The organism is Marinobacter sp. G5_S1_61_S3, assembly GCF_054968585.1.
This window is the reverse complement of sequence record NZ_JBQKUK010000011.1, coordinates 63,020-75,704: the sequence shown is the minus strand read 5'-3', so window position 1 is coordinate 75,704 and position 12,685 is coordinate 63,020. Positions and strand designations below refer to the sequence as shown.

At 59.4% G+C, this 12,685-nt stretch carries 10 protein-coding genes; 2 read left to right on the top strand and 8 right to left on the bottom strand.

Annotated elements, in window-relative coordinates; all coding sequences use genetic code 11:
• Positions 1 to 182 precede the first annotated feature (182 nt).
• Complete coding sequence (locus ACTRWH_RS12470) at positions 183 to 545, top strand: hypothetical protein (RefSeq protein WP_036203070.1); 363 nt, start codon at positions 183 to 185, stop codon at positions 543 to 545.
• A gap of 10 nt (positions 546 to 555) precedes the next feature.
• Here the strand turns inward: ACTRWH_RS12470 and ACTRWH_RS12465 are convergent, their stop codons facing one another.
• Positions 556 to 3,384, bottom strand: coding sequence for a transporter substrate-binding domain-containing protein (locus tag ACTRWH_RS12465; RefSeq protein ID WP_151982884.1), 2,829 nt, complete (start codon positions 3,382 to 3,384; stop codon positions 556 to 558).
• 141 nt (positions 3,385 to 3,525) lie between these two features.
• On the opposite strand from ACTRWH_RS12465, the gene ACTRWH_RS12460 reads away from it, so the two are divergent.
• Entirely contained in the window at positions 3,526 to 3,759 is a 234-nt protein-coding gene (locus ACTRWH_RS12460) for a DUF2789 domain-containing protein (protein WP_036203064.1), read from the top strand.
• 1 nt (position 3,760) lies between these two features.
• Here ACTRWH_RS12460 and ACTRWH_RS12455 read toward each other — a convergent pair whose 3' ends face one another.
• The 7 genes from ACTRWH_RS12455 to ACTRWH_RS12425 all read right to left on the bottom strand — a co-directional run bounded on the left by ACTRWH_RS12455 (position 3,761) and on the right by ACTRWH_RS12425 (position 12,611).
• Entirely contained in the window at positions 3,761 to 5,437 is a 1,677-nt protein-coding gene (locus tag ACTRWH_RS12455; RefSeq protein WP_085681687.1) for a GGDEF domain-containing protein, read from the bottom strand.
• A gap of 48 nt (positions 5,438 to 5,485) precedes the next feature.
• Positions 5,486 to 6,439: a tyrosine recombinase XerC gene (xerC, locus tag ACTRWH_RS12450; protein WP_085681688.1), complete on the bottom strand. Its 954-nt coding sequence runs from the start codon at positions 6,437 to 6,439 to the stop codon at positions 5,486 to 5,488.
• 2 nt (positions 6,440 to 6,441) lie between these two features.
• Positions 6,442 to 7,188 (bottom strand): DUF484 family protein, encoded by a 747-nt coding sequence (locus tag ACTRWH_RS12445; RefSeq protein WP_036203058.1) that lies wholly within the window; start codon positions 7,186 to 7,188, stop codon positions 6,442 to 6,444.
• A gap of 16 nt (positions 7,189 to 7,204) precedes the next feature.
• Entirely contained in the window at positions 7,205 to 8,170 is a 966-nt protein-coding gene (gene dapF / locus ACTRWH_RS12440; protein ID WP_052479657.1) for a diaminopimelate epimerase, read from the bottom strand.
• 14 nt (positions 8,171 to 8,184) lie between these two features.
• Complete coding sequence (gene lysA / locus ACTRWH_RS12435) at positions 8,185 to 9,435, bottom strand: diaminopimelate decarboxylase (RefSeq protein ID WP_462826466.1); 1,251 nt, start codon at positions 9,433 to 9,435, stop codon at positions 8,185 to 8,187.
• Between the two features lie 38 nt (positions 9,436 to 9,473).
• Positions 9,474 to 9,653 (bottom strand): LPS translocon maturation chaperone LptM, encoded by a 180-nt coding sequence (gene lptM, locus ACTRWH_RS12430; protein WP_041332617.1) that lies wholly within the window; start codon positions 9,651 to 9,653, stop codon positions 9,474 to 9,476.
• A gap of 87 nt (positions 9,654 to 9,740) precedes the next feature.
• A complete protein-coding gene (locus ACTRWH_RS12425; protein WP_462826465.1) occupies positions 9,741 to 12,611 on the bottom strand; it encodes a class I adenylate cyclase in 2,871 nt (956 codons plus the stop codon).
• Positions 12,612 to 12,685 lie beyond the last annotated feature (74 nt).

Below are 12,685 nucleotides of genomic sequence, written 5' to 3'. Positions count from 1 at the left end.
AGTTGATCCTGGCAGGCTGCGGAAATCCACACCCAGCCGATGGATTCTCTGAACATTGCAAACAATTGAAAAATTCGTGCAAAAAATACGCAAACCTGTTCGCACTCTGCGATAATCATCAGTAACTAAACGTTACATATGTTTACATTGATCGACGAACCGATTCCAAAGGAGCGGCTCTCATGGCCATCAAACGCATCACCGGCGCTCTCAGCCTGTTACTGGCACTGGCCTCGCAACCGGTCATGGCAGGCAACCTGGACGTGTTGCTAAGTGGAATCTTCCCCGATAAACAAGCTACTTACATTGGCTATGAAAGCATTGAGCGTGAAGACATTCCCGCCACATCGGCCGTCGAGCGTAAATACCTGATCGTCGATTTCAGATTCGAGTCCGAGCCCCCTCAGGAACAGCTTCAGGCCAACGTACACCGGGTCTGCATGGCTCTGCTGAAAGATCGCGAGCTGATTCGCTCGCTGTCCGACTCGGGCTACGACATGGTCGCTGTCGCCTTTGACCGCAAGTCGCAGTTCGACTGCCTCTGACACTTTCCAGTCACTGATCCCGTCCCAGAAGGCGCGGAAAGGATTCGAGAGCACTGTTCACGGAATCCAGGTTAAACGCCTCCACGTCCGCCAGCAGTTTCTCTCCATATCGGGTAACCGAGGGCGAACGGAACCGCTTACCCCATTCCAGCACCCGGTTGGCAAAATCCTTCATCTGTTCCGGATCGCCGCTTTCACGTACCGTCTCCCACTCGTCGCCAAAATCCCGTGCAAGTTGCTCCTGCAACCATCCACGCTCCTGCATGCTGAGCGTCTGTGCCAGCAGGCGTTCCGACTCCTGGGGCGTACCATCTTCTTCGGCCTGGGCACCGGTTGCCTCAACCCGAGGAAGCTTGACCGTAAAGGTGGAGCCCGAGCCAGGCTCACTCTCAACCTGCAGTTCACCGCCCATCATGCGCACCAGCTTGCGGCTGATGGCCAGGCCCAGCCCCGTGCCCCCATAACGCCGCGTGTTCTGCCCTTCCTGCTGCTCAAAAGCGTCGAAGATCTGCTCCTGCTGGCCGGGAGGAATGCCGATGCCGGTATCGGACACCGTCACAACCAACCGGTAAAAGCAGCGACGATCTGCCTCACTGGCCACCTCTTCGACCGGCTGCTTCTCCGATGACTTCCGCGGTGTGGCCGTGGCGCGGACCGTCACACCACCTTCATGGGTAAACTTGATGGCATTGCCAACAAGATTGAAAAGCACCTGCCGCAGTCGTGTTTCATCCAGCATCATCGCCGCCGGCATCTTGGAGTCAACGCTGACTTCCAGCGAGATACCCTGCTCGGTGGCGCGCAGGTCGAATATGTGGCGTACATCACTGAGCAGCCGCCGCACCGACACCGCCGAATACTCCAGCCGCATCTTTCCTGCTTCGATGCGGGACAGGTCCAGGATGTCGTTGATCAGCATCAACAGGCTGCGGCTGCCCGCGCGAATGGCATCCAGGTAATTCCGCTGCTGGGGATCCTTGACGGTATTACTGAGCAAGTCGCTGTAGCCAATCACCGCGTTCATCGGCGTGCGGATCTCATGGGACATATTGGCGAGGAATTCGCTTTTCGTCAGGCTGGCCGCCTCAGCTTCCCGCGCCAGGCGTTCCGCCTCCAGTTTGGCCGCCCGAAGCTCGTCTTCGCTGCGGCGTAGTGCGTTTTCAGATCGGATTCGCTCGTCCACCTCCCGTGACAGTTTACGGTTCCAGTACAGGAAGATCAGTACCACCACGAGGGCGATAAGCACAATACGACGCACCACGGTGTAGTCCGTTTCCTGCTCGATATCCAGGTGGATCCAGCGATTGTAGATCGACTCGGTCTCGGTGGCATCCAGACTGCCCAGCGCTTTATTGAGGATGCGTTGTAATTCGGGCCGTTCCTTGCTGACGGCGAACCGTAGCTCATACTGGTAAGGCGTGATGCTTGTTATCCGAAGGTTGGACAACCCCAGGCGGGCAACGGTATAGCTGACTGCCGGAATATGAGTCACCATGACATCGAGGTCGCCGTTGGACAGGGCCAGCAGCCCTTCCTCGATGGACGTCATCGGATACAGGTCGAGGTTGGGGTGGTTGATCAATAGGTAATCATGCCCCGCCTGGCGATTAACCACACCCACCTTTTCGTCTCTCAGCTCCCTCAATTCGCCGATAAAGCGACCGTCGTCACGGATGGCAAGGGCAATGGGAACGGTCAAATAGGCACGGCTGAACAGGAAAGATTCCTCGACCCTTGGGGTTCGGGACATTGCGGGCAGTATATCCACCTCCCCCGAACGCAAAGCGTTTTCCTCATCGGCGCTGTTGTCCATCACCTGACGGCTGAAGCGAATGTTCAGTTGTTCTTCCAGGCGTTTGACCAGATCCGGCACGAGCCCGGCAGACTGACCATTCTGGGTATACTCGAACGGCGGCCAATCCGGCCGGAAGGCCACTCGAAGATTCGGGTTTTGATTGAGAAATGCCCTCTCGTCAACCGACAGGGAAATGGCGGAGGGATCCAGTTCCGGCAACTCGGTCTGCAACCACGACTGGCGGATCGACCGGTGCTCACCGTGGTCAATCGCCAGAACTGCCTGGTTGAGCACCCGATACAACTGGTCGCGCTCCTGGTCATTCTCCTGGTGACTCTCCGCTGCCATTTCCAGCACCACGTCGACCGATTGCTGGTTCAGCAGCGTGGCCACCCCAACCCCATTGACCATGGCAGACTGCAGATAGTCCGACACCACCGGAACCGGGCCCAGAAACGCATCCGCCTGTCCTGACAACACCCTGCCAACGGCTTCGCTGATACTGGAAACCGGCACGGGTGAAAAGCTATCGACAGGGTCAAGCAATGCGAACTGGTTGGGATCGTTGGTGATCAGGGCAATGTTCGCGTCCTCAAGGTCCGAGAGCGTGCGAATGCCTGCATCATCGGCACCAACGAATATGCCATAGGTCAAACTCATCAGCGGCGAGGAAAGCACTACATTGGAAGGAGGGGAACGATGGGCCAGATGGGTACTCAACCGGGCATCCAGGGTCCCATCCTGCAACCATTCACCGAGTTGTTCTTCCGGAGCCGACACCGGCTCAATAGGCACACCAAGCTTCTCTGACAGCCGATTAAGGTAATCAATGAAGATGCCCGCCAGCTCTCCCTCGCCGGTATCAAACACCAGCGGCACCTGACCACTTCGCACCCCGACCCGGAACGATTCTCTCTCCGCCAGCCAGCGCAGATCCTCGCTACCCAGCACCGGCGCCGGAGAGGGTTGCGGCGGCTCAGCAGCGGGCACGCCGGGCACCAGAATAGCGGTCAGCAACAGCACAAAATGAAAAACGGACCTCACTGGATATCCTCACCGGTTCGGCTACAGTTCAGGGAACCATACCCGTAAATTCTTCCGATTGCATTCAGCGGGTTACCCGATCTACTCTGATCGTGCCCACAGCGTTTTAAAGCACCGGCAACCTTGGGGAGAACCATAACCATGGATACCAGCAAACACGATTTCAGCACGCTTTTTGAACAACTCGGTATGCCATCCGACAGCGTCAGCATTGAGAGTTTTATCGCCCAGCACTCGCCACTGCCCCCGGAAATTGCGTTGCAGGATGCCCCTTTCTGGTCGGAAAGCCAGTCACATTTCCTCGAAGAGGGCCTCGAGGACGACTCTGACTGGGCGGAAATTATCGATGAGCTCGATGCCCTGATGCGGCACTGAGTCAGACATCACGTCCTGCAATAAGCACCTGGTCGCGGCCGGAGTCCTTGGCGAGGTACAGAGCCTTGTCGGCCCGGTCGAACACATCGTCCTCGTCGTCGTCCCCATCAAATTCCGCCAGCCCTGCCGAAAACGTCACCGACACCGGTTCTCCCCGGAAATGGAACGGCAGCTCCGCGATATGCCCGCGCATGCTATCCAATACCGACCGGGCGTTGTCCACATTGGTTTCCGGCAACAGGATCACGAACTCTTCCCCGCCAAAACGGGCGATGAAGTCGGTTGCCCTCAGCCGCTCACGGAGGGCACGGGCAACCAGTTGCAACACGCGATCACCCGCCTTGTGGCCATAGGAATCGTTCACACGCTTGAAAAAATCAATATCAAGCACACAGACCGACAGTGAATGACGATAACGCTGCCAGCGCTGGTACTCGAACGACAGTCGCTCCTGCCAGGCTTCCCGGTTGGGTAATTGGGTCAGGACATCGGTAAGGGCTTTTTCACGTTCCTCCCGGAGTTTTTCCCGGACCTGTTCCGACTGGGCCTCCATCGTCACCAGTTTTTCCTGCATGAGCTCCAGTTGCAGCGACAGGTTACGCTCGCGCTCGGACTCCTGCTCCCGAAACCGCTCGACGGCCCCACTGATCGTCTCGAGGTGCTGGCTCACTGAGTCTTTCAGCCCGTCGAAGTCAACACTGCTTTCCACTTGCTGGCCGAACGACCATAGCTCCTGGCGGATATCGCGATCCAATTCCTGCGAGGCATCCAGTCGCCCGGCCTGGGCATTCGCCTGCTCGGTAAAACACTGGCGCAACGCGTCCAGCCGTTCATCGAGACGCCGAAGGAAGGCCTCAAACTCCCTTTGCCCCCGGGTAACCGCGGCGATTACCAGTTCCGCCACGCTGCTCAGCCCCTCCCGCAGCTCATCCCAGTTATCGCTGCTCAACAGCGATTCCTGTAGCCGTCGGGCTCTTGCCTCCGACGCAGCCTCCAGTGTCACCTGATCCAGCATATGCCCCAGCAGTTCACCAACCCGCCGTGCAATCTTCAGGCGTTCGCTGTCTTCTGTGCCAGGCATCGCCAGTTCAACGGCAGGCGAAGCCAGCGTGTTCTCGGCGGCTTCCGCCAACATCGGCTGGTCGGACGGCTCCTGGCTTCCCCGGCCACCAAACAGCCGGCCAAACCGACTTCGTTTGCGATCCTGCCCGTCACCGCTGCCCAGCCCAGTTTCCAACACCAATGCCAGATCGACCAACCATCCGGTCGCATCGAGCTGAAGGGTTTCCGGTTTCCGGAGTCGCTTCTCCAGGTCTCGAATACGGTCCTTGCCGGATTTGAACATAGGATGGGAGCGCAGTTCCGACAGCAACTGCTCGAATGTGGTTCTCAGCCGGTCCGTGGATTCAGATTTGCGGTCGTCCAGCGCCGCCACCTGACGGTCAATTCTCTCCTGCAAATCCCGCCAGCTGTCTGCGTTGAGAGGGGGCTTTCGTAACTCGTCACGAACCCGTTCCAGCAAACGGTCCAGCTCCGCAGTCTGTCCTTCGGACGCCAGACTGGTACGCACCAGCATACGCTGAAGCAGGTTCCTTTCAGCTTCCCAATGCGATTCACGCTGTTCTGAAGTTTCAAGTGCCTGGAGGTACTTATCCTTCCAGGATGGGTCCGATGACATTTAGCGCTCCTGGCCCTTTTACTGGACGCCTGTTCCGTGACTGATGCCTCAACGATGCTCCGTTTCCTGCCTGTTACCGCGACGGCGAGCCCTGGGATGGCTCTGATCGTAGACCTTTGCCAGATGCTGGAAATCCAGATGAGTATAGACTTGGGTCGTCGCGATGTCCGCATGGCCCAGCAACTCCTGCACCGCTCGCAGGTCACCACTGGACTCCAGCATATGGCTGGCGAAGGAATGCCTAAGCAGGTGGGGATGCAGTCTTTGGTCCGCCCCTTTCGACATTCCCCACCGGCTGAGGCGGGACTGGATACTGCGAGTACTGAGCCGATCACCTCGCCGGCTCACATACAGGGCATTCTCTCCGTCTGGCGCCATCGCTCCGCGCACGTCAAGCCACCGAGCCAGTGCCTCCAACGCCCTTCGCCCAACCGGCAGGAGGCGTTCCTTGCGCCCCTTACCCAGCACCCGGACCTCCCCACCTCGGGCGTCTACGGATTGGAGATCCAGCCCCGCCAGTTCCGACAACCGCAGCCCTGAGGAATACATCAGCTCGAACATGCTCAGGTCGCGAATTTCCAGCGGATCATCGGGCGTTGCGTCCAGCAGGTGATTGAGCTGGTCCACGTCCGCCACCTTCGGTAGACGCCTACCGGACTTCGGAGCCCGGATGTCCAACGCCGGATTGTCGACAGCCAGGTGTTCCCGTAACAGGTATTCGTAGAACCGGCGGATGGCAGACAGGTGACGGGCAATACTCCGACCGCCCAAACCTTCACGGCTGAGCTGGGCAACGTATCGTCGCAAGTCGTGGCTGGTGACCGACCGCCAGGCCGGTGACGGTAGATGCTCAACCCACGCAGCAAAGCGGTTCAGGTCATCGCGATAACTGCCGCAGGTGCGTGGTGAGTGTCGCTTCTCCGACGCCAGATAACGCAGGAACGCGGCCACAGGCTCTGCCAGTGTGGCAGCCGGGCCGGTTTCCTCGTCAGCCAGCGACATGGTCAGCGGGACTCCGCGACCACATCGGTGACAGGCAACGTGGCGGCATGCCTTTGCAGGATAGGCGGCAACAGACGGCTCAGAGTGTCGCTGATGTAGGTCAGGAAGAGTGATCCCATACTCTGGTCGAAGTACCCGGGTTCGCAACTACCCACGGCAAAAACCCCGACCAATTCGTTGTTACGCAGTGGCACTAACGCCACGGAGGCAATGGGTTCCTCCCGGTCCGGGAACAGGAAACTGCGCTCGCTCTCACGGAACTGGCCACAAACGGCGCGATCCCCTTCCAGCAAGCCACCCAGGCGCGCTTTCGCCTCATCCGGCGACACCACGTGTAGGGCGCCTTGCGCCGCTGCCGGCAACTCGCTGTCGGTGAAGAGAATCACCGAGGCCGCGTCCAGACCGAAATCACCACGGATACTGTCATCAATCGCGGCGGCCATATCATTCAGGTTGCGGGCCTCGATCACCTGCATCAGCAGGCGCTTGCTCTTTTCGAACAGACGGTCGTTGTGGCGTGCAATGGACACCAGCTCTACCAACTCGCGACGCAAGGTGTCGCGCTGTTCGCGAAACAGGTGCACCTGGCGCTCTACCAGCGAGATCGCCCGGCCGCTGTCGTGGGGCAGGGTCAGGCTGCGCAGGAGCTCGTCCTGATCAATAAAGAAATCGGGGTTATTCCGCAGATAATCTGCGACGGCTTCCCGGGTGAGCCCTTCGGCCTTCTTGTGGGCCGTTTGTTCTGTCATGCTGCTCTCCTGATGGTCAGGGCCTTGATGTGGCCGGCTGGCGATGGCGATTGTTCTGTCGGTTGGTACCTGATTTTGCATCGCTGTGCCGCGTGCTCTTACGTCGTTTCGGGGGCTGGTCTGCCGGCAGGCGAAGCTGACCCTCGAAAACGCTGGCCGTCGGGCCTTCCATCATAACAGGGGCCCCCTCACCCTGCCATTCGATGACCAGGCGCCCGCCTTTCAGCTCGACGTCCACCCGGCTGTCCAGCAGCCCTCGCAGGCAGCCGGCGACCACCGCCGCACAGGCGCCACTGCCGCAGGCCATGGTTTCGCCGGAACCACGCTCGAACACCCTCAGGCGAACGCGGGTCCGGTCAATAATCTGCAGGAACCCGATGTTGGCCCGCGCCGGGAACCGCGGATGGCTCTCAAGCCTGGGGCCAAACTCGCCTACCGGGGCGGTATCCACGTCATCCACCAATAGCACCCCATGGGGATTGCCCATGGAGACGGCACTGAGTTCCACGGTGTCACCGCCGAGTTCCACCGTGTACACGTCCTTGCGGCGGTCGGCAGCGAACGGGATGGCCGGAGGATTGAGTTCCGGCACCCCCATATCGACGGTGACCATGCCTGCACGTCCGACTCTCAATTCGATAACGCCCTTGGCGGTCTGAACCCGGATCACCTTCTTGTTGGTCAGGCGCTGGTCGCGGACAAAGCGGGCAAAACAGCGGGCCCCGTTGCCGCACTGCTCGACTTCCGAGCCATCGCTGTTGAATATCCGGTAGCGGAAGTCCACATCGGGAAGCCCCGGGGGTTCAACCACCAGCAACTGATCAAAGCCAATGCCGAAATTCCGGTCGGCCAGTTCGCGGATCATCTCCGGGCGCAGGCGAAAGGGCTGGCTGATGGCGTCCACCACCATGAAGTCGTTCCCAAGACCGTGCATCTTGGTGAAGTTAAGCATTGGGCCCTGATTGCGCCGGGACTGACTCATCTCCGCCTCTCCACTCATTCCGGCAAACAGCTTTCTGGGCCAAGCTGTTCTTCCAGGGTTTCCCGCCGACGCACAATGTGCACCTGTTCACCATCAACCATCAGTTCCGGTGGACGGTTACGGGTGTTGTAGTTGGAGCTCATCACAAAACCATAGGCCCCGGCGGACCGAACCGCCAGCAAATCGCCCGCCTGGAGTCTCAGCTTGCGATCCTTGCCAAGGAAATCACCAGTCTCACACACCGGCCCAACCAGGTCCCACGCTTTCTCGTCACCGTCGTTGCGGGGCGTTACCGGGACAATGGATTGCCACGCGCTGTAGAGCGCGGGACGAATCAGGTCGTTCATTGCCGCATCTATGATGGCGAAGTTGCGATGTTCAGTGCACTTGAGGAATTCAACCCGCGTCAGCAGGATGCCAGCATTGGCGGCAATGGACCGCCCCGGCTCCATGATCAGCTCCAGCGACCGATCGCTCAGGCGTTCCGCCAGCGCGGTCACATAATCCGACGGTTGCGGCGGCTGCTCCTGATCGTAGGTGACCCCCAGGCCACCGCCCATGTCCAGATGCCGGATATTAATATTCTTTTGCGCCAGGGTATCGATCAGTTCCAACACACGGTCCAGCGCATCGAGGAAAGGTGACACCGACGTGAGCTGCGAGCCGATGTGACAATCCACACCTTGTATGTCCAGGTTTGGCATGGCGGCGGCACGCTCATAGACGGCCGGAGCTTCCGCAATGTCGATGCCGAACTTGTTCTCTTTCAGCCCCGTGGAAATATAGGGGTGGGTACCGGCGTCCACGTCCGGGTTCACACGCAGGGAAACCGGCGCCCTGACACCGAGCTCACCCGCCACTTCGTTCAGGCGATCCAGTTCGGTGTCGGACTCCACATTGAAACAGCGAACACCGGCCTCGAGGGCGCGGCGCATTTCCCAGCGCTGTTTGCCGACCCCGGAAAAGACGGTTTTCGCAGGATCCCCGCCAGCACGGATCACCCGCTCCAGTTCTCCGGCAGACACAATATCAAAACCGGCGCCGAGCCTTGCCAACACGTTCAGCACGGCGATATTACTGTTGGCCTTGACGGCGTAGCACACCAGGTGTGGCCGACCGGCAAGCGCATCATCATAGGCGCGGTAATGGCGCTCGAGGGTGGCGCGGGAATAGACATAGGCTGGCGTACCAAAACGCCGGGCAATGTCCTCAACCGCCACGTTCTCAGCGAACAATTCACCGCTGCGGTAATTGAAGTGATCCATGGATTTCCTGAGCCTGTTATCGGGGCAGCCTGCCGAACCTAGTGGTCTTCAGCCGGTTCGCTGCTGTCGTGTTCGCTGGATTTCTGACTGGGTGCGGCCTGCTCGGTTGCGGCATCGTCACTGGCAGGTGCCTGACGATACAACGGCCCCTTCTGGCCACACCCAACCAGAAACACGACCATCACCAGCAGGAACGTAAGTGTCTGTCCTGGCTTCATGGGTAGCTGCCCCCGTTGTCTGTATGCACGCAGTATACCTGAGTGAGGCCGCGCCCGGCGAGATGCTACCACCCACGATTCCGGATACTACAGATGCCGGTTCAGCAAATCTTCCAACTCGGTACGGTAGTAGAGATACTGGATGGTCTGGATATGCTGCTGGTATATCTGTGGATCCAGGTCATGGGGTAGGTGAACATCCGTCAGGTAGACCGGGTAGCGCTCGTCACTTTGGCGGAGCGAACGAATATAGTGGGCCACCGCGGGTATCAGCTGGTCTCCATACTCCTGGACGGTAAATTCCTGGTCGCCACAGAAAATATCGAAACGCACCTGAGAGTCACCCTCCTGAATACCGATGGCCTGTACATCCAGCCCGGGCAGGCGCACGTTGCTGTCGGCGTCCGGCCGCCTCTCCGCACGCCACTGACTGTCGCGAAGCACCATCTCATAGCACTGGACACCTGCAACATCGGTCACGGCGTCCAGTTGTCGCAACTGCCGGCGTTCAATCAGGTTCTCCAGGAATCGCAGCAAGGGCACCAGCAGGAAGCGACGATTGGTGTAACCCTGCTGCCAGCAGAACACCGATCCCAGTTCATCCACGACCCACACCTTCGCGGTCTCTCCTGTGACCCGGTAGAACACCTGAATGTTATCCGGCTCGCTGGCATGGCACACGGCGCGTAATGGCAGGTCATCCAGCAAGGCGTATTGGTCAAACACCACTGGCACATAGGATTCCTGCGGTTTGGACAGATACGCCATCAGTGCTTCGTTGCTGTCCAAGGCCACGAATCCGGGCTCAGTGCCATTGAATTGAAGCAGGAAGTATCGCCGATCCATCTCGATGACGTAACGCAGGGGATGAGGGCCGACACCGCCGGCGAAGAAATAACGCATCACGTCCATGAACAGCTCGCGTACGCGCCGGGCTATGGCGGCTCCGTGGCCTGTGCTGTGGCTATGAACCATGATGTCCGGCAACCGGTCCGGAGCGTTGGCGACTGAAGCCAGCACGTTTTTGAGGCACTGCACCAGCGTGTCTCCGGCAGCGTAGTGCTGCAAACTCACCTCGTGCCAGCTATTGAAGGTGACCTGGTCAATGGTATTCACCAGGTTCTCCCGTCCACCGCTGAAGCCCAGTGAATCGTGACGGGCGCTAAGCTTGTGCAAGCCCCGCTCGGTCAGATAGGCCTGAGGGTCGACCCCGACATTGACAAACAGCAGGTTGCGCAGCGGGTGCACACCCCGGGAAAGCGCCTCCCGGCCAGCCGGCTCCACCGGGAATGGCAGGAACGCACCAAGTGCATCCAGCATTTCCCGCAGTTCCGCCACCGAGGCAATGCTGCTGCCGGCTCGCACATTCAACCGTGTGGCCCGGGTCAGCAAGCCGTTGTAATAGCCCCACACCAACAGTTCACTGAGATTGCCCGAACGGCGTATGACCGGTTGCCAGAGCGCATCTGACGGGTCCTCAAGATCACGGTATAGCAACCAGCCGTCGTGACCGGCCGAACCACCCTGTTCCGACTGGTGATGGAACGCAAGATTCTCTTCTGCCAGGGAGGGGGCTAGCCCGGGGTTGATCTGCTCTACCTTCCCGGCCTTACGCTGAAACGCCGCGTACAACTTACGCCCCAGCAGGTTCATGTCATTGCTGGTGATGGCCGCACGGGTGCCATGATCCCGAGCCAGCCGAGACAACAGCCGGTAGCTGTGGGTCAACTCGGCCACCACGGCCCGCCGAAGGGTGACCACGTCCTCTGCACGCCAGCGGATCCGGTTGTCCAGGTTTTTCAACTCAGCAGCCGACCAGCCCCAGGAGTCCACCAGGGCCTGCAACAGCCTGGCTCTCCAGCCTGAGAGGGTCTGTGCCGAACGGGTAAGCGGTAGGCCTGCCTTGAGATAAAGGCTCTGACGCACCAGGACCAGGCGTTGGGGGGCATCTTCTTCAAGCAGCCACTGCTCAAGGCGTTCGTAAAGCAGTACGTAGGGATCGAGCCGGTCAGGGTTGGTTTCACCGGAATACACCGCCGCCTTGAAGACCCGGGACAGCAGTGGTTTCTCATCGCTCTCTTGGCTCTCATTACTACGGGCATAACACTCGATCAGCAGCAGCTTGAGGATCGACTTCCAGGGCATGTCGATGCCTTTGTACAACTGCCAGACTCCAGCCCCCAGAAACTCTTCCTGCGGTATCGAGGACACGGGGCCGAAATCAATGTACTCATCACCCCGGATAAAACGGCAGTCAATCAGCTGCCGGGCGCACTCGTCATAGCGTCGCTCATCCTCCACGGGGACCAGCCACCACAATGGATAACGGCCGCCAAGATGAATGCTCGTGCGGTAGAATTCGTCCAGCAGCAAATAGTGCTGTGAACTGCCGCAGTTTTCCCCGGTCACTTCCGCCCGCTGCCTTCCGGCACGCCAGTCAGCGGCGGAAAACACAAACACATGAAGCTCAACCCCCAGGCTTTCGGCCCAGATGGACAGACTTTGAGCCTTACGTTCCAGGCAACGCACGCCCCGCTCCGAGAGATCCGGGCGATGACACAGCCAGATATCCAGATCACTGGCCACCGAATGGCCCAGGGTCCCGGGGCTGCCCATCAGGAAGAGGGCTTCCAGGTCTGGCTTTCTGCGCCCCTCGTCCTTGAGTGAAAAGGTTCTTGCCAGGCGCCGGGCAGCGTTCAGCGTGGACTCGGGGGGCCGATAGTGGCTCAGTCCGTAAGGGCAGTCGCTGTCGAGATAGCCGGGCAAAGACGGGTGATTTAGATGGAAAACCAGTGGCAACACTTCAAGGACAGCCTGTTGCCGATAGGTCAGGGCCGAATGGGCACGATCCCAGCGCTCCCGGTTGACAGCCATGAACCGGTCCCGCAGCCGGCGCAGCGTTTTTCGGTCTATACCCTCATCAAAGTCCAGGGCAATAGGAGCGGTTTGGATGGTCAAGGCGACTCCGCGGGAGAGGTTCTTTCCGATACCATTATCAGTATGATGACCGAATCGTGGCAAAATCGGCAAAA